Source organism: uncultured Treponema sp., assembly GCF_934725225.1.
Taxonomy (GTDB): Bacteria; Spirochaetota; Spirochaetia; order Treponematales; family Treponemataceae; genus Treponema_D.
Map to the genome: position 1 here is coordinate 294499 of NZ_CAKVAM010000001.1, position 25735 is coordinate 320233.

The following is a 25735-nucleotide window of genomic DNA, read 5'->3' on the forward strand; positions in this document are numbered from 1 at the left end:
TTTATTTTGTCTTTGGAGACATGGCTTCGGATTGCTGCGAAAGGAATTCTCTTGTCATGTCTTCGTTGTGCTTGAGCATTGCCGCAGGAATTCCGTAGGCTTTTTCAAGATCGTCGTTTGTCATAACTTCTTCTGGAGTTCCGTAAGACATATCTTTGTTCGGATAAATCAAAAGGACTTTTTCTGCGTATTTGCGCGAAAGGTCAAGCTCGTGCATGGAAATAAACATTGGAGTTTTTGTTGCTTCAGAATATTCACGCAGGTATTCAAGGGCGGAATTCTTCTGGCGGTCTTCCATTGCAAAAAGAGGCTCATCCATGAAAATTCCTGTGCTTCCATAAAGCAGGCTGAATGCCAAAAGGACACGCTGGTTTTCTCCTTTGCTGATTTCTGTAAGCCCATGATTCATAACGGAAGAAAGTTCAAACTTGTCCACAACTTCGCTGAACAAATCTTCTGTTTTAATTCCTTTTGCATTTGCCTTGAGTTCCCCGTTTTTATAAACAAAAGAAAGCAGATTTTCAACTTTCTCGTTGCTTTCAAATTCCATGTTCTGATAAATTACAGAAGCCAGAAGGTTGCGCTTTTCTTCATCAAGGCTTGCAATGTCCTGCCCTAAAAGCTTTACTTTTCCCTGCGAAGGAATGAGCCTTCCGCTTGCAAGAAGCATAAGAGTTGATTTTCCGCAGCCGTTCGGTCCGATTATGCTTGTAAATGCTCCAGGAAATCCTCCTGAAAAATTTTCAAAAACTGGTGAAGGAACAATTTGTTTTCCGTTTTCGTCAAGGTCGCCTTCAACTGGCGGATATGAAAAAGAAACGTTTTCAAAGTCAATAAAATTCATGTGTCTAGGTTATTGCAATTTTGAAGAAAATGCAATGTAGAAATTTATCTATGACTGTGCTAGAATCTTTTGCATGAAATCTATTTGGTATAAAAATCCTGCTGAAAATTTTGGCGAAGCAATTTCTGTTGGAAACGGAAGAATCGGAGCGACTGTTTTTGGCGGAACAGGACACGAAAAAATATATTTAAATGAAGAATCTGTATGGTCTTGCCGCTATTCAGATAGAAATAATAAAAATGCAAAGGATTCTGTAAACGGAATAAGAGCTTTGCTTAATCAAGGGCGCGAGCTTGAAGCTCAGGAACAAGTCTTTGAATGTTTTTCCGGCTCTCCAGTTTCGCAGGCTTCTTATAAAAGCGCAGGAATTGTTTCAATTGATTTTTATGACGCGGAACATCAGGGGCTTTTAGGACCGAATTCCAGCGACAAGGGAACTTTTACTTCCTACGATTCTTACAGACGCGAGCTTGATTTTAAAAGCGGAATTTGCTCTTCAAGTTTTTCTCTTGAGTCTGCCGTACCAAGCACAGTGGATCTTTCAAACGGAACAAACGGAAGCTATGTAACTTTTACGCGCGAATGTTTTGCTTCCGCTTCGTCCGATGTTTTGGTTTATCACATTTCAGCTTCAATGCCAAAAAGCATTTTTCTTAGGCTCAAGATTGAAGGCGAAACTTTTCCGAAGAAATACAATCTTACAGAAGATACTGTTGTAGCTTTGTGCGATTCCGGCATTCCTTTTGCGGTGATGGTTACGGCTGTTGCTTCCGGCGGAACGGTTTTTACTCACGGAGATAATCTGATTGTAGAAAAAGCTGACGATGTTACGCTTTACATTGACGTTGAAAGCGCGTACAGAAAAAGACGTTTTAGAAGAAAAGGCGGAAACAATTTTAGAAATCCGATGATTTTTGCGTCAAAATGCGCGGACATTGCACTGAAAAAAATCTGCTTTGCTTCCGGCACTTCCTACGAAAATTTAAAGACTGACCATGCTTTGGAATTTTCCGCTTGGAATCAGCGTTCGCTTCTTTCTTTGGAAGGTCTTGAAACTGACGGAAAATCAGTTGATGAGATTTGCCAAGACAAGAAAGCCGCAAAATTCCTTGAGTGGATTTATTCAAAGTACAAGCTAATTTCAAGCTGCAAGGAACAGGCAACGCTTCCTTCTGTGGCAAACGGAATTTGGACAGACAAAAAATCCGCAGGAAATTTCAGTTTGCAGGACAAAAGTTTTTACAGATACAGCTCGGGAATTCTTGGACTTGAAAAAATAAATTTGCCTTTGTTCAAACTTGCAAAAAGAATTTACAAGCGCGGAAAGACAACTGCAAAAAAAATGTACGGCTGCCCGGGCTTTGTTGTGCACAATTCAACTGACATTTGGGGCGACTCTGTTCCATGCGGCATTGATTTTAGAACTTCGTATTCGCCTCTTGGTGCCTGCGCAATTGCAAAAGCCGCATTGAATTACTACGAATATTCGCTTGACCGAAAATTTTTAAAGCGGCATTTTTATCTTTTTAAGAAAGCCTGTGATTTTTTTGCGGAATATCTTGTTCCTGTTGAAGATAAAAAATTCCTTTCACTTAGTCCTGCTTTTACAAATGGATACGAAACAAGAAGCGGCTCTATTGCATATATTGCTTTGGAAAATGTTTCTGAAAACAAAATTGTAAAGGAACTTTTTGAAAACACATTAGCGGCAATGAAATATCTTGGATTTAAAAATTCAGAAAAGCTTTTTATAAAGTATAGTTCGATTATGCAGAAAATAAAATGCGCGGAAGAAGAAAGTTCTGCGGAAAATACAGCAAGTACTTTTGACAGTTTCCTTTTGGATTCTGCGGATTCAATTATTTCAAGCAAAATTAAAAACGGCCGCGTAGAAATTTCTTTGCTTTCAAATTTGCCGGCTGAATGGCAGAGCGGTTCGCTTACAAAAGTTTGTTTAAAAGGAAATATTCTTGCGGACATAAAATGGCGCGACGGAAAATTTGAAGATGCCCGACTTTATACTGAGCAAGGAACTGTCTTTATGAAGGAACTGACTATTTGCTACGGCGGAAAAAAATACAGCTCGCAGCTTTCAGACGGTTCGCTTGATATAAGAAACGTTTTGCCAACGACTGTATAATCTATTTGCATAAAGTTTCCCCTTGTGATATGATAGCGAAAATTTCAGGGGGCTTGAATGTTAAAAGGAAGACATCTTATTGAACCGGCGGATTTGACCGTCAGTGAAATTGATGAAATATGTTCTTTGGCAGAACAGATGATTGTAGATCCGGCTTCTTTTCAGGATGTGTGTCGCGGGAAAATTCTTGCGACACTTTTTTTTGAGCCGAGCACAAGAACTAGGCTTTCATTTGAAGCTGCGATGCTTCATTTAGGCGGAACTGTCGAAGGCTTTGCTGATGCGAGCTACACTTCTTCTACAAAAGGCGAAACTTTGGCGGACACAATAAGAGTTGTAAGTTCCTATGTTGATGTTATTGCGATGCGTTCTCCAAAAGAAGGCGCGGCATTGCTTGCCTCAAGATACAGCCCTGTTCCTATAATAAATGCGGGCGACGGCGGACATTCACATCCAACGCAGACTCTTACAGACCTTGTTACAATCCGTGCGCTTCAAGGCGGATTTGAAGGACACACAATTGGCTTTTGCGGCGATTTAAAATTCGGAAGGACAGTTCATTCTCTTACACAGGCAATGAGCCGCTACAAAAATAACAAGTTTGTTTTTATCAGCCCGGAAGAATTGAAAGTTCCTTCTTACATAACAGAAGATTTGCTTAAGCCTGCCGGAATAGAATTCGAAACTGCTGAACGTCTGGAAGATGTAATCGGCGAGCTTGATATTCTTTACATGACTCGTGTTCAAAAAGAAAGATTTTTCAATGAGCAGGATTATATCCGCCTTAAAGACAGCTATATTCTGAACAAAGAAAAAATGAAGCTTGCAAAGCAGGACATGATTGTTCTTCATCCGCTTCCTCGTGTAAATGAAATTGCTCCAGAAGTAGATGACGATCCGCGTGCCGCATATTTTAAGCAAGTAAAATACGGAATGTTTGCACGCATGGCGCTTATCGCAAAACTTACAGGAGCACTCTGATGATTAATATCGCTGAAATTAAAAACGGACTTGTAATCGATCATATTCAGGCTGGAACTGGCTGGAAAGTTTTCAAATGGCTTGGATTGGACAAAGTAAGTTTTTCAACTGCTCTGATTATGAACGCTTCATCTAAAAAAACAGGCAAGAAAGACATAATAAAAATCGACAACATTATAAATATCGATTACAGCGTTCTTGGCTTTATAGATTCCAACATAACTGTAAATGTAATTCAGGATTCAAAGATAACGCGGAAAATAAAAATGGAGCTTCCTGAAAAAATTGAAAATGTAATCGAATGTAAAAATCCGCGCTGCATTACAATTACAGAGCATTATGTTCCGCAGGAATTTAAACTCGTCAACAGAGAAAAGAAAGAGTACCGATGCGTTTATTGCGATGCTCTCCATAAGGGAACTCTTTCTGTTGAATGATTTTTTGTGCGAACTTTCTTTCGCTGAAACCAATTGATATTCAATAGTTAAAAATGTCATTCCCGTACTTGATACGGGAATTTTTTTGCCACACACAGATTGCCGTGTCGTAGCGGGGCAATGACAATTAGAGCAAAACCGGCAATGACAACTTTTCAGCTTTCGATTTTGTAGCCGAGTTTTTTCAGCATTGAAATATCTTCATCGTTGGTTGAGCCGGGCGTTGTCAGAAAGTCCCCGGAAATGAGCGCGTTTGCTCCTGCTAAAAATGCGGCTTTTCCGTTGTTGCCCAAGCTTTTTCTTCCGGCGGCGCATCGAATTGTCTGGCTTGGCATTATAAATCTGAAAACAGAAATTGTCCGTAACGCTTCTTCCTGCGAAATTTTTTCAGCGTTTTCAAGCGGAGTTCCTTTTATCGGTGTCAAAATATTTATCGGTACAGACTGAACTTCAAGTTTGCGAAGCTCAAGCGCAAGGTCGATTCTGTCTTCCCTTGATTCGCCAAGTCCAATTATTCCGCCGCTGCAAATTTCAAGTCCTGCTTTTTTTGCGTTTAAAATTGTCTGAATTCTGTCGTTGTAAGAATGCGTTGTGCAGATGTTTGCAAAATATTTTTTTCCGGTTTCAATGTTGTGGTGGTAGCGTTCAACTCCGGCAAGCTTAAGTTCCTCCATTTGTTCAAAAGAAAGAATTCCAAGCGAAGCGCAAAGCTTGATTTTGTCTTTGAGTTTTTCTTTTATCGCCCGGAAATTTTCTATTGCAGTTTCAAAATCTTTTCCTGAAAGTCCGCGCCCGGAAGTTACAAGTGAAATTCTTGAAACGTGATTTTCCAATGCACGCTCGCAGAACTTTATTGATTCCTCCGGCTGAATGACTGGAGTTGCTTGGCAAGAAGTTTTCCAGTGAGCGGACTGGGCGCAGTATTTGCAGTTTTCGCCGCATTTTCCCATTTTTGCATTTATAATTGAACAAACACTGCTTGAGTTTGTGCAGCAACTTTTTCTGATTCTGTCTGCCGCTTCAAAAAGTTCGGATGCTTGTTCAGTTTCGTAAAGCTGAACCGCTTCTTCTTTTGTAACTTTGTGATTTTCGTTTATAACTGCATTTTCCAATTCTTGTAAAAAATTATTCATCTGAAATTTTGCTCCTGTTTAAAACCGCCATTCTTTTTGTTTCCGCATTGTGAAGAAGGCAGGAAAAAAATGTTGAAAACTTTTGTATTAAAATTTCTAGTTTTAATTTTGAATTTTTCTGCGTCCGCGCTTTTACTGCAAGTTCTACTTTGTTCCAAGTTTCAAAAATTTCTGGAATGAAATTTATTGCAAGTGAAATTGTGAGCGCAAGATTCCATTTTTTTACCGGCGGAATCAGTTTTGAAATTCCGTTTTGAATAAGTTCCAGCGCGCTTTGTATTTGCAACGGTGAAGTTGTTTCAAAAATAACTTGAGCCGCAAGCGATGTTATAAAAAATCTGACTGTGTATAAAATTCCGTAGGCAAGAGAATCTTTGTCCAACCAGAACGGAATGTGAATCAGCTTTACCAAAGTTACAAATCCGCCGATTACAAAAACAAATTTCAGCTGTCTTATAGAATTCCATTTTGCGCCGGAAAGAAAAAAAAGTGTCAGGCTTGCAAAAAAGCAACCTGAAATTTTTATAACAATCTTCCAGGAGAAAAGTTCTTCCCAAGAAACAGACATTCCGCCGCTGTAAGTAAAAATGCACAGCACAAAAAGAAATGAAAGTTTTGCAATTGAAGGAATTTTGTGCAGAACGGAATTTCCTTTTCGGTAAGCGAACAAACTCAAAGCCATAATAAATCCTTTAGGTTTGAATACTGCGCGATTGGATTTCTTATGCTCCATTGTTCAAGATTTTGCGACAAGCCTTCCTGCGGTGAACCGTCAAATCTGATTTTTCCTTTATCCAAAACAATGAAGCGGTCTGCAAGTGCAAGGATTTTTTCAAGCTCGTGAGTCAGCACAATAATTGTTTTCTTTTCTTCTTTTAATTTTTTTAGAATCATGCAGACTTGTTTTACGCCCGGCCAGTCCAAGTTTGCAAATGGCTCATCAAAAATTATAACGTTTCTGTTGATTGCAAGAATTCCTGCAACTGCAAGCCGCCGTTTTTCTCCGCCGGACAAATTTCTTGCGTATGCATTTTTTTTGTGAAAAAGCCCGACCTGCTCAAGCGAAGATTCAACGCATTGCTTGAGTTCGTTTTTTTTCAGCCCGTAATTTTTTGCGCCGAACGAAACATCTTCTTCTGGAGTTTCGCCTAAAATCTGCGAGTCGGCATCTTGAAAAACAAGCCCTGCGGAATTTCCGAATAAGTCAATTGTTCCGCTGGTCGGCTCGTCAAGTCCTGCAATCAGCGACATTAAGACGCTTTTCCCGGAACCGTTTGAGCCTGCGATTACACAGAATTCTCCTTGTTCAATTGAAAATGAAATGCCTTCAAGCGCTTTTGTTTTGTCCGGAAATATTTTTGAAACGTTTTTTACTTCGAGTGCTTTCATTTTTTATGAATGTGTGTAGCGGAAAATTACCGGACGGAATTTGTAAGTGAGCGGAACCATCAAAATTATTTTTATGATGTTGCCCGGAATGAACGGAAGCAAAACTGTCGCCAAAGTTTTTTCAAGTCCGCTTTGTGTTACGCGCATGAAGCCAAGGATTCCGCCTGCAAAAATAATCACTGTCGCAGCAATTGCCGCAAGCGATATAACAATCAGCGATTTTAGTTTTGAATGCTCTTTTTTATTTGAAAGGAAAATTGCAAGAATCAGTCCGCCTGCAAAAGCTCCGATTGCGTAGGAAAAAAGAAATCCGCCGGTTGGTCCTGAAATCAAATGCTGGATTCCGCCCTTGCCGGAAAAAACAGGCAGCCCCAAACTTCCGAGAACTAAAAAAATTATAACAGACAAAGCTCCGTAAACTGGTCCGAGCAGCATCCCGGAAAGCATACACATCATGTCTTGAATGATAATTGGAATGCCAACCGGCAGCGGAATTTGTATAAAGCATGAGGCTGAAATTAAAGCCGCAAATAAAGCCGTAAGAATAATGTTTGTCCCTGATTTTTGTGATTTCATAATTTACCTTTTTCGTTACCCAAGTTTTTTATTAGGTTAACGAAAAGTGTGCTTGTAGTCAAGGAGATTGATGGAGTTTGTCTTTAAACAAAAAAAACTGCCGCAAAAAATCTTGCAGCAGTTCATTTGTTGTTTTATTTTATAAAATGCAAAAATAATCCTTACATTTTTTATATCAGCAGTTTGTATTTTCCATAAGGAACGCGGCGGAAGTTGTGAAGTGCTGTATGTGTTGCAACGCGGTTATTGTAGAATACTTCCAAAGTAAGTCCCTGCTCAGACGACATATCTGCTTTTACAACAAGATAATAAGTTCCTGTTTCTGCAATGTTCCACTGCGTTGTAACCATGAGCAAGAACGGCTCGAAAGTAGATGGCGGAACTGCATTTCCTTTTAAATTTTCATTTTCAACAAGATTGAAGTTTTCATCATATAGAAGAACTTCTGGAATCATTGCGCTTTTTTTTTCTTCGTTTGCGCTCATAAGTCCTGTTGGAATTGATTTCAAAGTAAAATTATAACTACCATTTTTCAAAGACAGTTTGTAGACATTTGCCGGAACTGGAGTTTCAGAATATTCAACAGAAACCTGACTGCTATTTTCAGAAAGATTTTCGTTTTTAAGCTGCTTTTCAATTTTGTAATCCAACGCATTGCCTGACGCAATAAGTTCTTTTTCATCTGAAAAAACTTTTTCTGTTGAAACTTTTGTAGATGCGCAAGAAATAATGCAAATTGACAAAATTGCCAGCCCAAGACAACTTTTTAATTTTCTCATAATTTTTCCTTTTTATAAAAAATAACAATTTATTATAACATTGTTACCCCCCCCCGTGGTCAAGGGCTTTCAAATTTATTTTTGTGTTCATTGTTCAGAAAAATTATCTGTTTTTTACAAAACTGTCTTGGCCGGGAATTAAAATGCGGTTTTGATTTTTTGATTCCAGCAATGCAAAGCCAAATGCGTTTATTCCTTTGAATGTGTAAATATTTTTGTCGGATTCAAGGCGGATTTTTTTTTCGTTGTCAAAGCAGAGGCTGTTCAATTCGCAAACAAGGGATGAATCTTCCTGCTGCATTTTTTCTTCTGCGGATTTAAACTCTTTTAAAAATGCAGAAAGAAATTCCTTGCGTGAAAATTTTGCATCTGATTTTATTGCGCAATCTGTGTTTGGAATTTTTGGGCATGAAGTTAAATTTATTCCGATTCCTATGTTGAGCCAGTTGCATTTTCCGCCGGTTGCAGAAAGCTCGTCAAGAATGCCGCCGACTTTTCCGTTTTCGCTCCAGATGTCGTTCGGCCACCTTGCATAGAATTTTTTCCCCGTCATTTCAATTAAAGTTTTTACGATTGCAATTTGTGCCGCCATTGTTGTGCGGTGCGAATAGGACACGGCGATTCCGCTTCTTGTGATTAGCGTGCAGGCGAGGCTTCCTCTTGTTGTTGTCCACTTGTGGCTTGAGTGTCCCTGCCCTTTTGTCTGCTTGTCCGCGGTTATGATTTCCATTTTCTTGCTCAAAGAATTTTCCTGCGCGATTTTTCTTGCTTCTGTCATTGTGGATTCAGTTTCCGGAAAGTGAAAGAAAAGTTCTTCTTCTGCGCCGAATTCCCATGGAAACAAACTGTCCTTTAAATCCTTTTCAAGAAAATATCCTGCGCGTGTTGAAGAAATTCCGTAGCCGGAAAGTTGCAATGACTGAATCGCTTTCCAAACTGAAACTCTTGAAATACCTGCGAGCTTTGCGGCTTCTTCCCCGGAAACAGGAGCGTTTGCTTCCCGAAGAATTTTTAAGATTACATATTTTGTTGAAAGATTTTTGTTACCCATTTATATTCATAGGTTAACAAAAAATTATTGCAGCGGTCAAGAGATTTGTCCAAGGCTTGCTTTTTCTTTTGAAGATACATAGTCTGTTAGGAACTTGTAAAATTTTTCAACTTGCGAGCAGTCCAATTTGTTTTTTTTGTAGGAAATCAAAATGTCGCGGCTGCACACTGGATCGCTTATTTCAAGTAGCAGAACTTTTTTTGTGTCAAGTTTTCCCCAGGAATATTGCGGCCAGAATCCGATTCCTAAGTTTGCTCCGATTGTGTTTTTTACAGCTGAAATATTGTCGCTTTCAAAAATAATGTTCGGATGGATTCCTGCTTCGTGGCAATATTTGTCGCAAATTGTTCTCAAATGCTTTGAACCTGACAGCGCGATAAAATTTTCGTTTTTTACTTCTTCAAGTGAAATCGATTTTAAATTGGAAAAACGCGGAATGTTTGGAACTGCAAGAAAAATTTTTTCAGAGCAAACAAAGACGCTGTCTTTTTCATTTTCATTCTGCTGATAAAAAAGTTTTGTTGTAACGCAAATGTCGTAAAGGTCTGTCTGGTCATTTTGATTCAGCTGAATATGAACTTTTTTATTTGTTTTTTTGTATTCGATAATCGCATTCGTTATAAGTGTGGACGCCGCCAAAATATTTAAATGGATTGTCGAATCTTCAAGGTTTGCCATTGTCTTTAACTGCTCAGGAAGTTCATCAATTTCTTTTATTATTGGTGTGAGCTTTTTGTAAAGCCATTGCCCGTAAGTTGTAAGCTTTATGTTCCGTCCGTCGTGCTTGAACAAAGGAATTTCCAGTTCTTCTTCCAGCTTGTGAATTGACTGAGTGAGCGCAGGCTGGGCAACATGAAGATTTTCCGCGCTTTTTGTAACGTGTTCATTTTTTGCAACTTCAAGGAAGTATTTTATTTGATTCAGTTCCATTTTGTATTCATAAGTATAACTTATTAATTTGATAAAAACAATATATTAGTAATTATAAAAAAAATTTGCTATCTTTTTCTCAGTTTGGAGGTTTGATATGCCAGAGATTTTGGAAACAGCGATGCTTGTTTGTTTTGGGCTTTCATGGCCGATTTCAGTTGTGAAAAATATAAAGTCAAAGACAGCAAAGAACATGAGCTTGCGCTTTATACTTTTGATTATCGTAGGTTACATTGCAGGAATTTCAGCAAAAATAATTCTTGGAAGCTTCAATTATGTTTTGGCAGTTTATGTTTTGAATCTTGCAATTGTAAGCATAAATATTCCAGTTTACTTTATAAACAAGAAGTATGACAAAAAACTTGCTTTATATAGGAAGGTAGCGGCATGATTAACGTAGTAGAAAGAATTGATGACTTTAAGACATTGAATGAAATGGGAAAAAGCGGCGGAGTTGTATTTTTCGGCTCAAGTTATTTTTCAAGAATGAATATAAATGAACTTGCAAACAATGAGGAAATGGGCGGAAAAATTTACGACAGAAGCGTGCAGGGACTTAAGCTTGTTGATTCATTCAAACTTCTTGAAAGCGGAGTTTATGAACTGAATCCTGCGAAAGTTTTTGTTAACTTTGGAGAAGAAGAATGTTTTTCTGAAAATTTCAATGTAGATGAATTTATAAACAAATACGAATGGCTTTTGCTGAACTTGCACCGTAACTGCAAAAACTCAAAAACTTATATCGTATCTGTAGTTGCGTCTGGAAAAAATGCAGCGGATGCAAACAGCCGTCTTGAAGCTCTTGCAAAAGAAACTGGCTGCACATTTATAAATGTAACAAAGGAAGCTTTTGAAAACCTGGGGTTTGAAAAAGTTTTTAATGTGCTTAAGCCTTACATGAGAGTTTTCCCTGTAAGCTTTGCACAGGCAATGCAGATGGCTTAACGCTGGATTCTTCCGCTTGAATCTCCGTGAGCAAGTCGTTCAACCTCTTCCACGGAGACCATGTTGAAGTCTCCTTCGATTGAATGTTTTAAGCACGAAGCTGCGCTTGCAAATTCAACAGTACGCTGGCTGCTTTCATTTCTTAAAATAGAATAAATCAGTCCAGCGCAAAAACTGTCCCCGCCGCCAAGTCTGTCCACAATTGCCATGTCATATTCACGGCTGAAAAAATAATCAGTTCCATCGTAAAAAAGTGCCGCCCATTTATTTCTGTTTGCGTTTATAGAAGAGCGTAAAGTTATTGCGACTTTTTTGAATCCGTATTTTTCTGAAAGTTTGCGGGCTACATTTTTGTAACCTTCTTTGCTGAGCTTTCCGTTTTCAATGTCTGTGTTGTCCGCGCTTATTCCAAAAACATCCATTGCGTCTTCTTCATTTGAAATGCAGATGTCGATGTACGGAGCGATTTTTTCCATTGTTTCTTTTGCCTGTTGCTTTGACCAGAGCTTGCTTCTGTAATTTAAATCGCAGCTTACAGGAATTTTCTTTGCGTTTGCAGTTTTGCAGGCTTCGATGCAGATTTCAGGGAGTTCTCCGCCAAGAGCCGGTGTTACGCCTGTAAAATGAAACCAGTCTGCTCCTTCAAAAATTCTGTTCCAATCAAAGTCTGATTTTTGGCTTAATGCGATTGCTGAGCCTGCTCTGTCGTAGATACATTTTGATGGACGTTGGCTTGCTCCCCGTTCGTTGAAATATATTCCGACTCTATTTCCGCCGCGCACAATAAAATCTGTTTTTACGCCGAATCTTCTAAGGCTGTTGACTGCGCTTTGCCCTATTTCGTGTGAAGGAAGTTTTGTAACGAAAAAAGAATCTTCGCCAAAGTTTGCAAGCGAAACCGCGACATTTGCTTCAGCTCCGCCGAACGTTGAAGTCATTTTGTCTACTTGAACAAACCTGTAGTAACCTTCCGGCTGCAAGCGAAGAAGAAGTTCACCAAAAGTAACTATTTTCATACTATTAAATTATTCCTTGGACAAAAGCTCGGCAAACGGAGTGTCGTGCAGAATCAGATAGCGGCTTGCGTATCCGTTGAAATAATCATCTTCTGTAAGCGTGTAAGATTTGATGTTTCTTTTGCTTGTGTCGGCTTCTGCAACTTTTTCGCCTTTTAAAGCAATCTTTGAGTTGTATTCTCTGATTCCGCATTTTGCATTTCCGCGCGGATAAACTTCAAGGTTCATGTCGTCGTCCCACAAAAGTTCCGGCGCAAAGATGTCAGAAAAAATGCAGTTTACAAAAGCAATGCTGTCCCAGTCTTTTTTGCTTTCTGAATTTCCGGCTCCGTCTGTTCTGCAGGCGTACACAAAATTCTTTTTTCTTTTTTCTCCGAGGAAGCGGCAGTTTGTAAATACGAATCCGTTTTTTTCAGCAATTGCGTGGCTGTTGATTGCGAATCCGTCAAAGTCGCCTCTGTTATCTGCAACCACTTCAATTGCGCAGTTTTCAAAAAGGCAAGTGTCCGGCTCTCCGTAAATAAAATCAACGTCGCCTGAAATATTTGAATTCAAAAACCAGCTGAATCCTTTTACAAAAAGCGTGTTCTGGTGTCCTTCAAGTTTGATTCCTTCGCAAAACAATGTTCCGGTTGTGTTGTTCCAAGCAAGGGCTTCCGCAGAATCCGCCGCAGAATAAAGTTCCTCGGAAGTTTTTACGTGCGTGTTTGAAATTGTAAAATTTTTGAGCGAAACATTTGTTGCGTTTGGTCCGAAAGAAAACACAGCCCGATTTTGCTGGCCTTTGTTGTAAGCCTCGCAGTTGTCGGCAAGAATTACGCAATCTTCAGCTTTTGTTCCGGGGACACTTTCTATTGCCAGCGGATTTGAAAGATTGTACCGCACTGTTTCTCTGTAAGAACCTGGCTCAAGAATCAGATGAATTGCTGTGTCTTTTGCGACAGTTCCTGTGGAAATCATTTCTTTTATTTTTTTTAAGGCAGCAGTTATTGCCGCAGGTGATTTTGTGTTTACATTCAGTTCCAGCATAAAACGTCCCGCTTTTGATTATTTTCTATCTAATAATTATATATTGAATGCTCAAAAATTGCAATTTTTCCCACGTAAAAGTTATTTTATTCAGCCTGAAAATTCGCTATAATCAGCGCATGAAAAAAATAAGTGCGGCTTCGGCATTTGGAATTTTTTTGGCTTGCGTTTCGGTTTTTATATGGGGAATAACTTTTGTTTGTACAAAATCGCTTTTAAATGATTTTTCTGCATTTGAAATTTTGCTTGTGCGTTTTTTTGCGGCGTATCTTGGTCTTTGGGCTATGCGTCCTAAAAGGCTTGTTTTAAAAAGCAAAAAGGAAAATATTTCATTTGCGCTGGCGGGACTTACCGGCGTTACGCTTTATCAGTTTTTTGAAAATATTGCGATTTCTTTTACGACGGCTTCGAATGTAAGCATAATCGTTTCAATTTGTCCTATGTTCACGGCGATTGTTGCGCGGATTTTCTTGAAGGAAAAATGCATCACAAAAAACTTTGTCGCGGGATTTATTCTTGCAATTTCGGGAGTTGCCCTTGTAAGTTTTAACGGAAATGCGGAATTTCATTTTAGTCCGAAAGGCGATTTGCTTGCTCTTCTTGCCGGAATCTGCTGGGGATTTTATTCGCTTTTTGTTTCAAAAATAAATTCCATGAAATACGACATTGTTTGCAGCACGCGCAGGATTTTTTTCTTTGCGCTGATTTTTATGATTCCTCTTGCGTTGGCTGGAACTGGAGCTGAAAAAACTTCTTCCGTTTTTATCAATACTGATTTGGCTTTTAACATAAAAAGATTTTCAAGCCTTGCCAACTGGGGAAATTTGCTTTTTCTTGGAATCATGGCTTCTGCCGGCTGTTTTGCTTTGTGGAATAAATCTTGCAAAATTCTTGGAACGGTGAAAGTTTCCGCCGGGCTTTATATGATTCCTGTTGTTACAGTTATTTTTGCATTTATATTTCTTGGGGAAAAACTTAGCCTGATGGGAATTTGCGGCGCGGCAATGACAATCTGCGGACTTTTTATTTCAAGCTGGAAAAAATAAAAGCTGCCCTTTTTTAGGACAGCTCATTAATTTTTACTTTGCAAGATATTCGTTTATGCTTGCGGCGGCTTTTCTTCCTTCGCCCATTGCAAGAATAACAGTGGCGGCTCCTAGAACGATGTCGCCTCCTGCCCAAACTTTTGTCATGCTTGTTTCCTGATTTTCGTCAACCGTGATGTGTCCGCGGTCGTCCACATTGATTTCTGGAGTTGTCGCAGGAATAAGCGGATTTGAATTATTTCCGAGCGCAACAATTACAGCGTCGCAAGGAATTTCATGCTCGCTTCCTTTTATTTCAACTGGACGGCGGCGGCCTTTTTCATCCGGCTCTCCAAGCTCATAGGACAAAGCTTTTATTCCTGTTACTTTTCCTGTTTCGCTGCTTCCAAGAATTTCAACTGGATTTTCAAGGAATTTGAAGATTACGCCTTCTTCTTCCGCATGGTCAACTTCTTCACGGCGCGCTGGCATTTCCACACGGGAGCGGCGGTAAACAACGTAGACTTTTTCAGCTCCAAGCCTCAATGCCATTCTTGCCGCGTCCATTGCAACGTTTCCGCCTCCGCAGACAACAACAGTTTTTGCATGGTAATAAGGAGTGTCGGCGTGCTCTGTGTCGTAAGCCTTCATCAGGTTTGCGCGTGTAAGATATTCATTTGCGCTGAACACACCGATGTAGTTTTCGCCAGGAATTCCGAAGAATTTTGGAAGACCGGCTCCAGTTCCTATAAATGCGGCATCGAATCCTTTTTCCGTGAGAATTTGCTGAACTGTCATTGTGCGTCCAACAAGAGTGCTCATTTCAAATTTTACGCCCATTCTCTTTAGATTTTCAACTTCATTCTGAACAATTGACTTTGGCAAGCGGAATTCTGGAATTCCATAGACCATAACACCGCCGGCTTTGTGGAATGCTTCAAAAACTGTAACATCGTGTCCTGCGCGGCGGCAGTCTGCTGCAACAGTCAGTCCTGCAGGTCCTGAGCCTACAACTGCGACTTTTTTTCCTGTTGAAGGAGCAATTGCCGGGGAAGTTACGAGATTGTTTGTGCGTTCCCAGTCGGCTACAAAGCGTTCAAGGCGACCTATGCTGACTGATTTTTCCGCATTCTTGTAAACTTTTCCGACTGTGCATTGTCCTTGGCACTGCTTTTCCTGTGGGCATACGCGTCCGCAGATTGCAGGAAGAAGATTTGTTTCCTTTATAATGTCAACTGCCGCTTTGAATTCGCCCTTTGCAACCTGCTCAATAAATTTTGGAATCTGAACATTTACAGGGCAGCCTGAAACACAAGGCTGGTTCTTGCACTGAAGACAGCGGTTTGCTTCAACAATTGCCTGTTCCGCTGTGTAGCCAAGCGCAACTTCTGTCATCTGCCTTGCGCGCACCAAAGGCTCTCCAGAAGGCATTTCCATCTGCGGAATCGCCATGCGGTCTTTGTTTGTAAGAGTTTTTCCTTTTATTTTGTTGTATTCATTTGCAGCAATTTCGTTTAGCTGCTCTACTGTTTTGTGTTCGCTCATATTTTTCTCCGTCCAGTTTACATTCCGAGTCTGCACTTGTGCTTTTCTTCTTCATCTTTAAAGCTTTTCATGCGCGTCATCATATTTGCCCAGTCTACCTGATGTCCGTCAAAGTCAGGACCGTCAACGCAAACGAATTTGATTTTTCCGCCTACGCTTACACGGCAGCCGCCGCACATTCCTGTTCCGTCAATCATAATTGTGTTGAGCGAAACTGTAGTTTTTACGTTGTATTTTGCAGTTGTGGCGCATACGAATTTCATCATTATTGGAGGACCGATTGCAATTACTTCTGCTGGAGGAGTCTGCGACTGGCAAAGCTCTTCAACTGGAACTGTGGAAACTCCTTTGCGTCCTGCGCTTCCGTCGTCAGTCATAATTATAACTTCATCTGCGATTGCTTTCATTTCATCAACAAAAATCAGAAGATCTTTTGTGCGTGCGCAGATTACAACAATCACTTTGTTTCCGGCTGCCTTTAAAGCCTGAACAATTGGATAAAGAGGAGCTGTTCCGATTCCGCCGCCAACACAGAGAACAGGAGCGTCGTATTTTTCTATTTTAGACGGAGTTCCCAAAGGACCAAGAACTGCCGCAAGATAGTCGCCCGGATTAAGGCGCGCTATTTTCATTGTGCCTGCTCCAACAGCCTGAAAAACAATTGCAACCCAGCCTTCTTCTGCGTTTGCATCTGCGATTGTAAGCGGAATTCTTTCTCCCATTTCATCATCGTACTGAACAATCAGGAACTGTCCTGCCTTGCGGTTTTTTGCAATGTCCGCGGCTTCAAACTTCATGTAGTAAACGGTTTCTGAAAGCTGCCGTTTTTCTAGAATCTTGTTCATCTTGTAATCCTTACACAAACTGAATTTATTGAATATTTTTACAATTTTAGCACAAATCTGATTTTTAGTGAAGTGTTAGACATAAAATGCAAAAGTGTCATAATGAAAAAAGGCTCCCGGAATGCGGAAGCCCAAAGTTTGTTTGTTATATTAATTTTACTTTATAGAAACAAGGTCGCTTTCAAGTGTTACTGTGCGCCATTGTGATACTTGCGGGCAGTCAGGAATTTCGAATGTAAAATTGTACTGCGCAAAGAATGTGTTAGAATAGTTTTGTATTGATTGAAGACCAGAATCGTTTTTCAATTCAAAAGAAACATTTTTTTCAACTGCACTAGGATTTTCATAGAGGCAGTACCAGTCAGTTTCTCCGCTTTTCCATTCTTTGTTGCCATAGAAAATATCGATATAAGTTCCTACATTTTTTACAACGCTGTCTTGCGGAGGAATTACATTTTCAGTCCAGACAGTTGCTTTGTTGTCGCTGTAAGATGCAAATGCCCATTCGCCGTTTTTTAAGTTTGAATAGTCAATGTCGCCGATTCCGCCTTTTGCAGTTAAAGTAAGATAGTGGAAATAGCCATTTTCACGTACAAGACTTTCGCCTGCTCCTTTTAAAGGCTCAATCTGAACTTTGAATTTATACTGTTCACCGGCTTCGCATAATGGATAGACAAAAGATATGGATTCATCAGGAGTTTTAGGCCACCATTGACCGTTTTCGTCCTCATATGCAGAATCAAATGGTGATTTATCTAAACGTGCCAAAGTGGTTTGAATTTCCTTGCCGCCGATATTTTCCAAGCGGTAAACGCCAATCCAGTTGCAGCCACTTTGATATTTTTCATCGCTGCCTGCTAAAGTTGCCGGATTTTTAATTGTAAAGTGCATTCCGTCAGATTCTGCGGTTACTTTTACAAGGTCTGTTTCTGCTTCGTAAGTTCCAGATGTTTCTTTTTCAATCCAGCGGGCAACTCCGCCGTTTTGAATTCTCAAGTCAAGAACACGGCTTTCTGTTTCACCGTTTCCGTCACTTCCGCTGCTTCCAGAATCCGAACAGGAGCAGAGAGCCAAAGAGATTGCCGCCAAAGCAAAAAATAATTTTACAGCCTTTTTCATGGATAATGCCTCCGATAAAATAGTTTCGAGGCATAATACCACGGGGGGGGGTACTGTCAACTGGTTCGGTGGAATTTATGGGTTATTTTTTCTGCTCATCTATTGTGTTTGCGGAGCCGTCCTGCACGTATTTTTCTAGCTGAAGTTCCGCTTGCTTTACATTTGTGATTACAGAAGGTCCTGCTATGCAGCCGCCTTCGCACGCCATTACTTCTATGAGGTTAGGTGTGTCTGGCTTTGCTGGAATTTTGCCTGAATTTATAAGACCGTAAGCGTTTAAGACTTTCATTCCGGCTTTGCTAAGTCCGTTGATTTTTGCGGGGCGCAGAATGGATTTGTCTTTTAAACGGAGCGCAACAGCTTCCATTACACCGCCTGAACGCGCAAAGTTTCTTCCGCTGGCTGTAGGAATTATTGTTTCATGCCGCTTGTCCATTTCAGCAACATTTATTTCCCGCGCTTCGAATAAAGCCGCAATTTCTTCAACAGTGATTACATAGTCAACAAGGTCGTCATCGAATCCCTCGCGTTTTTTGGCAAGGCAAGGTCCGATAAAAACCGTTATGCAGTCTGGGTCGGCTTTTTTTGCGATTTCCGCAGTATAGTGCATTGGACTTCTTGTTTCAGAAACGCATGGAATTAAAGCCGGAACGTGCTTGTGAACTGCGCGGACGTAAGCGGAACAGCATGAAGTTGTCATCATTTTGTCTCCGCGTGCCATGCGCTCTTCAAATTCACGGGCTTCGTTGTCGGCGCAAATGTCAGCTCCGATTGCAACTTCCCATACACGGTTGAATCCCGCCGCAATCAAAGAAGATTCAAGCTGGCCTGGCGTAACCTTGAACTGGGACGCAATTGAAGGCGCGTAAAGGGCAACAACTTTTTTGCAGTTCATTATGTGCTTTATTACGTCCACAAGCTGGCTTTTGTCCATCATCGCGCCGAACGGACATTCACGCATACAGTTTCCGCAGAAAATACACTTGTGGTAGTCGATTTTTTCGTGTCCTTTTTCGTCCTTTGAAATTGCTCCAACCGGGCAGGCTTCTTCACACGGAACTGGAATCTTTATAATCGAATGGTAAGGGCAGTTTTCCATGCATTTTCCGCAGTTGATGCAAAGTTTTTCATCTATAGTTGCCCTTCTGTCTACGGTGATTGCCTTGCGCGGGCAGTTTACCATGCAGGGACGCGCGTAACATCCTTGGCAGGCATTTGTAACCATGTAGTGAGCTTTTACACAGCCGTTGCAGGCTTCGTCAAGAACTGTAAGCATTGGCCATGTTGGTTTTTCCCGCTCCAACGCTTGTTTTGCAAAAGAGCCTAAAGTTGCTTCCTCGTCAATGTTTTCAACTGAAATTCCCATGCGGGCAAGAACTCTCATGCGAAGAATTTCCCGGTCATGGAAAATGCAACATCTTAGCGGCGGCTTGTCTCTGGGAGCCATTTCACGCGGAATAAAATGCACGCCTTCTTCCAGTTTTCCCTGAAGCTGAAGCTTTGCGATTCTAACAAGGATTTCGCGCTTTATGTTTGATGTGTTGTTGTTTATGTTAAGCATTTTGTCTCCCATAAAAAGTCAAGATTAAAACTTCAGTTTTAGGATTGACCTATCTGATTTTATTTTATAGTTAATCTTATGCAATTTCAACTTAACGAAGCATTCCTTCAGTCTGTTATTGAAAATTCACTTAAATTTCCTAGCTCTTCAAGAGATTTTATCAGCGCGGAAAAATCGTATTCTGTCGGCGACTTTACAAGGTAGTGCAAAATTATCTGCTTTGTCTTTATAATGCGGCTCATGTTCATGTCTGCCACAATCAGTCCGTGCGTTGTGATTGTTTTGCGCAGTTTTTCCATGTCCAAAGAATCGTTTTCAAAGCACAAATGAAGGCTTTTTGTTTTTTCAGCCGGAAACCATTTTGTTTCAAGTTTTTCAAGGCGCATAAGAAGAAACAGAACCATTGCAAGCGCGATTCCCACTTGAATGTAAAGCCCGGCTCCAATTGCAAGCCCGAACGCTGATGCAGTCCAGATTATCGCCGCGGAAGTAAGGCCTTTTATGTTCAGCCCTTGCTTCATTATTGCTCCACCGCCAAGAAATCCGATTCCGCTTACAACTCCAGCCGCAATTCTTGTGGGATCTCCTTTTGCAGCTGCAATAAAGCCTTCCGCCTTTGCCATGTAAACAGAAAGAATCGAAAGCAGCGTTGAAGAAACACAGATTAAAATCAAAGTTCTCATTCCGATTACCTGATTGTGGCTTTTGCGCTCAAGTCCAAGGAGTCCGCCGCAAACAGCTCCCGCAACAACTTTTATTATGCTTTCTGTTAAAAAATCAAGTTCCATCTATTAATATGCTTACCTTTTAAAGAGTTTGAATCCGCTTGAAGGCTTTGAACCAGGCTTTACCCACTGAGCTTTTTTGCCTGATTTTGAAGCGTCCATTGAGTTTAAATATGTGCAGAGCCATCTGCCAGTTTCGTCATCACGCCGGAATCCTTCCATTGAATTGTCTCCGCGAATTAAGACAATGTTCACAAAAATTGAATCGTTGCAAACCGCCGCAAGGTTTTCTGCAAACGAAGCGAATGCGGCTTTTCCTGCCGAAACCAAAGGTGAAGCAATCGCGCTGAGTCCGTCTTTTAGAGCCGGAGAATGAAGCACGTCTATTCTTGAAGGAGTTTCCTTTAAAAGGAAGACAAGTGTTCCGGGGCCTTCAGAAGCTTCTCTTTTTTGAAAAGTCGAAAGTATTTCCAGCGCAAGATATTGGTAGCCTGCAATCATTTCGTCGCAGCCACGCGCAATTTCCTCGCTGTCCATTTTTTCAGCCTTGGAAGCAAACCATTCCTCGTCAAAGTAAAGAACTGCTTCGTCCATTCTGTTGAATATTGTGAGCGTTTGAAGCACAAGCGAGCGTGCCGAAAGCGGAGACGATTTGTTCCATTCAATTGTGCAGATTCCGGATTTTGCCTCAAGATTTTTTTCTTCTTCGTAAGCCGCCTGATTTGCCTTGCGTTCTGCGATTGTAAGTTTTTTTACAGGCTGAACTTCATCTGTCTGCGGTCCGGTTATTATTATATTTCTGCCAGAAAAAGCAACTCCGTCCGTAAAACTTCCTGCGTCCGGCATATTTTTTCCAGCAATGAGAATCGTTTTTTCCATGCGCAAATTATAGCATAAAAAAGCGGAATAAATAAAGGTTTTGCGATGCGCTGGCTTCTTTTGTCAGGCTGAAAAATAATCAACTTTAAATCGTGTTACTATTGACAGAATCATAATTTGAATTTATACTGCTTCTATCTGTAGTAACAAAAGGTTTGAGTATAAATTTTCCTAATTTTTTGGAGATTGATATGTTATATGAAGTTCTTCCAGGAGACAGATTTACTCCTTTTTCTTTGGCAAAAAAATTCAACGCGAAGGCTGTTCTTGAATCAGCAAATTTTTCTTCGGGCAAAGACCGCTATTCAATGATTATGCTTGACGAGGCGTTCCGGGTTATCCAGGATGAAAACGGAATTGCAATCGTAATCAACGGTGAACGCCGCCCGATTTACGCAATGAAAGGCGACATTCTTGACGTTCTTGCAGAAATCGCGGCGGAAAATCCGGCGGAAGAAGGTTTTGACTTGCCTCTTCCGGCTGCCGGAATGGGCTACCTTAGCTACGAATTTTGCGCAAAATGCGACACGATTCATCTTCAAAAGCAGGAAGACCAGCTGAAAATTCCAGAAAGCGCGTTTGTTGTCGGACACACTTTTATAATTTTTGACCATTTCTATGAAAAAATCTATATTTGCGCGCAGAATTACAAGGAACATCAGATTGATTTGAAATCCGCAATCGAAAATATCAAAAAACGTCTTTCTGACTTGGATTTTTCTTATCTTGCCGAGCCGGAAACAGACTACGAGACAACAGTTCTTACAGATGAAGTGCAGAGCAAAAAAGAATACTGCGAAAAAGTCGAGGCGCTGAAAAAAGAAATCTACGCAGGAAATATCGTACAGGCAGTTCCAAGCCGAAGGCTCCAGATAAAAAGCGAAGTTCCCGCCCTGGAAATTTACCGCAGCCTGCGTTCTGTAAATCCTTCACCTTATATGTTCTACCTTGATTTTGCGGATTTCCAGCTGACAGGCGCTTCCCCGGAAAGCCTTGTGCGCGTGCGAAACGGTGAGGCAATGATTCACCCGATTGCAGGGACTCGCCACCGCGGAAAAAATCCTCTGGAAGACAAGCAGCTTATGGAAGAGCTTTTGAACGACCCAAAAGAGCGCGCAGAACACCTTATGCTTGTTGACCTTGCGCGGAACGACCTTGGCCGAGTCTGCAAAACTGGCAGCGTTGAAGTAACTCGGTATATGTTCACGGAACTTTACAGCCACGTAATTCATCTTGTTTCAGAAGTAATCGGAAAAATTGACGATGGAACTTCCGCAATAAAAGTTTTGCGAGCGGCATTCCCGGCAGGCACGGTTTCTGGAGCACCTAAAATCAGTGCAATTGAAATTCTTTCTTCTTTGGAAAAATACAAGCGCAATTTTTATGCCGGAGCAGTTGGCTATATTGGAAACAAGAACAACCTGGATTTTTGTATTGCGATTCGCTGTGCGCTAAAACAACAGGATGTGTGGACATTGCAGGCAGGCGGTGGAATCGTTTACGCAAGCAACGCTGAACGAGAATTCACAGAAACCTGCGAAAAACTTGGAGCAATGCGCGCTGTAATCGAAAACACAAAAAAATAACAGAAAGCGCGGAGGAAAATTATGATTTTATTATTGGATAATTACGACAGTTTCACATACAACGTTTACCAGTCGCTTGCAAAACTTACAAAAGAAGAGATAAAAGTTGTTCGCAGTAAAGAAATTTCTCTTCGGGACGCAATAAAAATGAATCCGGCAAAACTGATTGTTTCTCCAGGACCTGGCCGCCCGGAAGATGCCGGAATTTCTGTTGAAGCAATAAAATATTTCGCAGGAAAAATCCCGATTCTGGGAATTTGTCTTGGTCATCAGGCGATTGGTTATGCGTTTGGAGCAAAAATTGTAAACGCAAAATTCATAAAGCACGGAATCGCCGAGCAAATCAACCTTGACGGAAAAGGAATGTTCCGGCTAATGGGAAAGCGCGAAACTTTCACGCGCTACCATTCGCTTGTAATTGATGAAAAAACTCTTCCGGCAGATTTTGAGATTTCTGCACGCGCAGACGATGGCGACATCATGGGAATCCGACACAAAACCATGCCGATTGAAGGCGTGCAGTTCCACCCGGAATCAATCGCCTCTCCAAAAACAAAAGAATTTTTTACAGCATTCCTGAATTACCGCGCAGAACCGTTCCCGGCAAGCCAAGTTCTTTCCTCTTTAATTGAAGGAAAAGACATGAGCCGCAGAACTGCAGAAATGTTCATGGAAGATTTAACAGACGGCTGCATGGACGAACGGATGACCGCCGCAATTCTTGTTGCTCTTGCCGCAAAAAAAGCGACACCAGAAGAAATTGCCGGCTGCGCAGGTGTTCTTGTTGCAAAACGAACGCCGCTTCCGCTTGAAACAACCGAACTTACAGACATAGTTGGAACTGGTGGAGACAGCAAAGGTTCTTTCAATATAAGTTCAATGAGCGCATTGTGCGCCGCCGCCTGCGGACTTCCTGTTGCAAAACACGGAAACCGCGCAGTTTCCTCAAAATCGGGAGCCGCTGATTTTTTTGAGGCACTTGGAATCAAAATTGACAACGCTCCAGCAAAAACCGCAGAAATCATCAGAAAAACAAATTTCGGTTTTTTGTTCGCGCCTGTCTACCATTCCGCGATGCGTTTTGCCGCTCCAGTCCGCAAAGCTTTGGGTGTAAAGACAATAATGAATCTGATTGGACCGCTTTCAAATCCTGCCGGAGCAAAATACCAGATGCTTGGCGTTTATTCTCCGGAACTTCTTTCGCCGGTTGCGCGAGCCGCAAAACTTCTTGGAGCAAAAAGAGTTATGGTTGTTGTCTCAGAAGATGGCTTTGATGAAATTTCACCGGTCGTAGGAACAAAAGTATTTGAAATCGATGAGGACAACAAAGAAAAAGAATACACAATCCAACCTGCGGATTTCGGGCTTTCCGGCTGCAAGGATGAGGAACTTTCAGGAGGAACTGGCGCAGAAAACGCTCAGCTTGCAAAAGAGCTTCTTGAAGGAAAAGGCCGAAGAACTTTAAAGGCGGCAATCGCATTGAACGGTGGGGCTGCGCTTTACATCGGCGGAAAAGCAAAATCAATCAAGGAAGGCTGCGTAAAAATCATCAGAGCAATTGACTCTGGTGCTGTCTCAAAAAAACTTGAAGAAATCAAAAAGGAAAGCAACAGTTAAAATGGATATTCTTACAGAAATTTGCGAAAAACGCCGCGCTGACATAAAAAACAAAGGATTTTCATTTGGACACAAGATTCCTCAAAAAAGAATTCGTCCAGTTGTGCCATTCTTGCAGAAGCCAGGAACAATTCTTGAAATAAAGCGAGCCTCGCCTTCAAAAGGTTGGATTGCCCCGGAACTTGACGCCGCAGAAACCGCAAAAAACTACGTAAAAGCCGGAACAAAGGCAATCAGTTGTCTTACCGAAGAAAATTATTTTCACGGTTCGCTGGAAGATTTGCAGAATACCACGAAAAAAGCTGGCAAAAAAGCCGCCGTTTTGCGGAAAGATTTTTTGCTTGAGCCGGAAGAAATTGAAATCTCATATTTTTGTGGCGCGGACGCAGTCCTCTTAATCGGAAGAATCCTTGAGCAGGAAAAACTTCTTGAAATGACAAAAAAAGCATTTGAATTCGGAATTTCAGTTCTTCTTGAAATCCGCGAGGAAAGCGACATTGAAAAAGCGTTTGCGGTTCTTGAACTTGCGGATTCAATGGCTTGCAGTGAAAAAATAATTCTTGGAATAAATTCGAGGGATTTGGCCAATTTTACAATTGATTTGCTGATTCCGCTGAAACTAAAAGAAAAAATCAGAAAAATCTACAAAGAACGAAAAGCTGATTTTCCGTTTCCAAGAATAATTTCCGAATCTGGAGTTACAAGTCCGCAGGCGGCAAATTTTGTTGGAAATTTGGGTTTTCACGCAGTTCTAATCGGCGAAGCTGCCGCAAGAAATCCAAAAAACGCAAAAAATCTTGTAAAATCTTTTTACAAGGCGGCAAATTCAAAAAAACTTGAATATGAATATTCGTTCTGGAAGAAGATTTCCGCTCTTCTTGAAGAAAAATCCGCAAAACCGCTGATAAAAGTCTGCGGGCTAACAACAAAAGAAGATGCGGTAAAATGTGCGGAACTTGGCGCAGATATTCTTGGATTCATTTTTGCAGAAAAATCGCTGCGGACAAACAAGCCAGAAGATTCGGCAAAAATAAGCGAAATCCGCGCGGAGCTGAAGCAGCTTTTTGAATCAAAAAAAATCAAAAAAATGCCGTTGCTCGTCGGCGTGATTGTCGATTCGTTTTCTGAAGAAGGAAATTCGGTTTTTCAGATGTGCTATCAGCAAATTCTGGATGGAATCCAGTTCCACGGCTGCGGAAATCTTGTCCGGGGAGAATTTGGCTATGCGGCAGTTCCGCTGGCAGCAGAAAACGACTTGGTTGCGTTGAAGGAACTTTATTCCTCTGGTTTTCCACGAGTTCTGGTTGACGCAAAAAATCTGGAAAGTTCGAATGCAAGCGGTGATTTGCGCTACGGCGGAACAGGAAAAACAATTCCTTCCGAAATCGTCGCAAAATCAAAAAAAGCAGGTCCATTGTGGCTTAGCGGCGGATTGAATCCAGAAAATATTCGCGGTATGATAAAAAACTTTCAGCCGGAACTTGTTGACGTTAATAGCGGCGTTGAATCAAAACCGGGCAAAAAAGATTTTTCCAAACTTGAGCAATTTTTTTCAGCAGTTGAATCTGCTGCACAACAATAAT

General features: G+C 41.1%; 25 protein-coding genes. 9 read left to right on the forward strand and 16 right to left on the reverse strand.

Annotated elements, in window-relative coordinates:
* Position 1: 1 nt before the first annotated feature.
* Positions 2 to 844 carry an ABC transporter ATP-binding protein gene (locus Q0H92_RS01490; RefSeq protein ID WP_295797356.1) on the reverse strand — a complete coding sequence of 281 codons (843 nt, stop codon included), beginning with the start codon at positions 842 to 844 and terminating at the stop codon, positions 2 to 4.
* Positions 845 to 917: 73 nt separating this feature from the next.
* Here Q0H92_RS01490 and Q0H92_RS01495 point away from each other — a divergent pair, with 73 nt between their 5' ends.
* Genes Q0H92_RS01495 through Q0H92_RS01505 form a run of 3 tightly spaced genes read left to right on the forward strand, consistent with a single transcriptional unit; the run spans position 918 to position 4402 of the window.
* Positions 918 to 2984 carry a glycoside hydrolase family 95 protein gene (locus Q0H92_RS01495; RefSeq protein WP_296010878.1) on the forward strand — a complete coding sequence of 689 codons (2067 nt, stop codon included), beginning with the start codon at positions 918 to 920 and terminating at the stop codon, positions 2982 to 2984.
* 57 nt (positions 2985 to 3041) lie between these two features.
* Entirely contained in the window at positions 3042 to 3965 is a 924-nt protein-coding gene (gene pyrB, locus Q0H92_RS01500) for an aspartate carbamoyltransferase (protein WP_296010880.1), read from the forward strand.
* Complete coding sequence (locus tag Q0H92_RS01505; protein WP_296010882.1) at positions 3965 to 4402, forward strand: aspartate carbamoyltransferase regulatory subunit; 438 nt, start codon at positions 3965 to 3967, stop codon at positions 4400 to 4402. The genes pyrB and Q0H92_RS01505 overlap by 1 nt, the downstream gene beginning before the upstream one ends.
* A gap of 155 nt (positions 4403 to 4557) precedes the next feature.
* Here the strand turns inward: Q0H92_RS01505 and bioB are convergent, their stop codons facing one another.
* The 7 genes from bioB to Q0H92_RS01540 form a co-directional block, all read right to left on the reverse strand.
* Positions 4558 to 5535 (reverse strand): biotin synthase BioB, encoded by a 978-nt coding sequence (bioB, locus tag Q0H92_RS01510; protein WP_296010884.1) that lies wholly within the window; start codon positions 5533 to 5535, stop codon positions 4558 to 4560.
* Positions 5528 to 6217, reverse strand: a complete 690-nt coding sequence (locus tag Q0H92_RS01515) for an energy-coupling factor transporter transmembrane protein EcfT (RefSeq protein ID WP_296010887.1) — start codon at positions 6215 to 6217, stop codon at positions 5528 to 5530. The genes bioB and Q0H92_RS01515 overlap by 8 nt, the downstream gene beginning before the upstream one ends.
* Positions 6208 to 6924, reverse strand: coding sequence for an ABC transporter ATP-binding protein (locus tag Q0H92_RS01520; protein ID WP_296010889.1), 717 nt, complete (start codon positions 6922 to 6924; stop codon positions 6208 to 6210). The genes Q0H92_RS01515 and Q0H92_RS01520 overlap by 10 nt, the downstream gene beginning before the upstream one ends.
* Before the next feature lie 3 nt (positions 6925 to 6927).
* Entirely contained in the window at positions 6928 to 7500 is a 573-nt protein-coding gene (locus tag Q0H92_RS01525) for a biotin transporter BioY (protein WP_296010893.1), read from the reverse strand.
* A gap of 170 nt (positions 7501 to 7670) precedes the next feature.
* Positions 7671 to 8279 carry a hypothetical protein gene (locus tag Q0H92_RS01530; protein WP_296010895.1) on the reverse strand — a complete coding sequence of 203 codons (609 nt, stop codon included), beginning with the start codon at positions 8277 to 8279 and terminating at the stop codon, positions 7671 to 7673.
* A gap of 103 nt (positions 8280 to 8382) precedes the next feature.
* Positions 8383 to 9330, reverse strand: a complete 948-nt coding sequence (locus tag Q0H92_RS01535) for a biotin--[acetyl-CoA-carboxylase] ligase (protein ID WP_296010898.1) — start codon at positions 9328 to 9330, stop codon at positions 8383 to 8385.
* 36 nt (positions 9331 to 9366) lie between these two features.
* Positions 9367 to 10260 (reverse strand): LysR family transcriptional regulator, encoded by an 894-nt coding sequence (locus tag Q0H92_RS01540; RefSeq protein WP_296010900.1) that lies wholly within the window; start codon positions 10258 to 10260, stop codon positions 9367 to 9369.
* Between the two features lie 97 nt (positions 10261 to 10357).
* On the opposite strand from Q0H92_RS01540, the gene Q0H92_RS01545 reads away from it, so the two are divergent.
* Positions 10358 to 10651, forward strand: coding sequence for a hypothetical protein (locus Q0H92_RS01545; protein ID WP_294016327.1), 294 nt, complete (start codon positions 10358 to 10360; stop codon positions 10649 to 10651).
* A complete protein-coding gene (locus tag Q0H92_RS01550) occupies positions 10648 to 11205 on the forward strand; it encodes a hypothetical protein (protein WP_296010903.1) in 558 nt (185 codons plus the stop codon). The genes Q0H92_RS01545 and Q0H92_RS01550 overlap by 4 nt, the downstream gene beginning before the upstream one ends.
* On the opposite strand, the gene Q0H92_RS01555 is transcribed toward Q0H92_RS01550, so the two are convergent.
* Together Q0H92_RS01555 and Q0H92_RS01560 are read right to left on the reverse strand one after the other, a co-directional pair.
* On the reverse strand, positions 11202 to 12221 hold the full coding sequence (locus Q0H92_RS01555; protein WP_296010905.1) for a sugar kinase: 1020 nt from the start codon (positions 12219 to 12221) through the stop codon (positions 11202 to 11204). The genes Q0H92_RS01550 and Q0H92_RS01555 overlap by 4 nt on opposite strands.
* A gap of 9 nt (positions 12222 to 12230) precedes the next feature.
* On the reverse strand, positions 12231 to 13250 hold the full coding sequence (locus Q0H92_RS01560) for a pectinesterase family protein (RefSeq protein WP_296010908.1): 1020 nt from the start codon (positions 13248 to 13250) through the stop codon (positions 12231 to 12233).
* A 119-nt stretch (positions 13251 to 13369) separates the two neighbouring features.
* Here Q0H92_RS01560 and Q0H92_RS01565 point away from each other — a divergent pair, with 119 nt between their 5' ends.
* Positions 13370 to 14296, forward strand: coding sequence for a DMT family transporter (locus Q0H92_RS01565; RefSeq protein WP_296010910.1), 927 nt, complete (start codon positions 13370 to 13372; stop codon positions 14294 to 14296).
* A 33-nt stretch (positions 14297 to 14329) separates the two neighbouring features.
* Here the strand turns inward: Q0H92_RS01565 and gltA are convergent, their stop codons facing one another.
* The 6 genes from gltA to Q0H92_RS01595 all read right to left on the reverse strand — a co-directional run bounded on the left by gltA (position 14330) and on the right by Q0H92_RS01595 (position 20949).
* Entirely contained in the window at positions 14330 to 15820 is a 1491-nt protein-coding gene (gene gltA / locus Q0H92_RS01570; RefSeq protein ID WP_296010913.1) for an NADPH-dependent glutamate synthase, read from the reverse strand.
* A gap of 17 nt (positions 15821 to 15837) precedes the next feature.
* Positions 15838 to 16665 (reverse strand): sulfide/dihydroorotate dehydrogenase-like FAD/NAD-binding protein, encoded by an 828-nt coding sequence (locus Q0H92_RS01575; protein ID WP_296010915.1) that lies wholly within the window; start codon positions 16663 to 16665, stop codon positions 15838 to 15840.
* Positions 16666 to 16821: 156 nt separating this feature from the next.
* Positions 16822 to 17784 (reverse strand): hypothetical protein, encoded by a 963-nt coding sequence (locus Q0H92_RS01580; protein ID WP_296010917.1) that lies wholly within the window; start codon positions 17782 to 17784, stop codon positions 16822 to 16824.
* 82 nt (positions 17785 to 17866) lie between these two features.
* The gene (locus Q0H92_RS01585; RefSeq protein ID WP_296010920.1) at positions 17867 to 19345 is read right to left on the reverse strand and encodes a monomeric [FeFe] hydrogenase; all 1479 of its coding nucleotides are present in this window, start codon (positions 19343 to 19345) and stop codon (positions 17867 to 17869) included.
* A 107-nt stretch (positions 19346 to 19452) separates the two neighbouring features.
* Complete coding sequence (locus tag Q0H92_RS01590; protein WP_296010923.1) at positions 19453 to 20133, reverse strand: MgtC/SapB family protein; 681 nt, start codon at positions 20131 to 20133, stop codon at positions 19453 to 19455.
* A 12-nt stretch (positions 20134 to 20145) separates the two neighbouring features.
* The gene (locus Q0H92_RS01595; protein ID WP_296010926.1) at positions 20146 to 20949 is read right to left on the reverse strand and encodes a hypothetical protein; all 804 of its coding nucleotides are present in this window, start codon (positions 20947 to 20949) and stop codon (positions 20146 to 20148) included.
* A 191-nt stretch (positions 20950 to 21140) separates the two neighbouring features.
* Here Q0H92_RS01595 and Q0H92_RS01600 point away from each other — a divergent pair, with 191 nt between their 5' ends.
* From Q0H92_RS01600 to Q0H92_RS01610, 3 genes are read left to right on the forward strand one after another with little or no spacing between them, the layout of a single operon-like run.
* Complete coding sequence (locus Q0H92_RS01600; protein ID WP_296010929.1) at positions 21141 to 22535, forward strand: chorismate-binding protein; 1395 nt, start codon at positions 21141 to 21143, stop codon at positions 22533 to 22535.
* 21 nt (positions 22536 to 22556) lie between these two features.
* Positions 22557 to 24152, forward strand: coding sequence for a bifunctional anthranilate synthase component II/anthranilate phosphoribosyltransferase (locus tag Q0H92_RS01605; protein ID WP_296010932.1), 1596 nt, complete (start codon positions 22557 to 22559; stop codon positions 24150 to 24152).
* 1 nt (position 24153) lies between these two features.
* Positions 24154 to 25734 (forward strand): bifunctional indole-3-glycerol phosphate synthase/phosphoribosylanthranilate isomerase, encoded by a 1581-nt coding sequence (locus Q0H92_RS01610; protein ID WP_296010936.1) that lies wholly within the window; start codon positions 24154 to 24156, stop codon positions 25732 to 25734.
* Position 25735 lies beyond the last annotated feature (1 nt).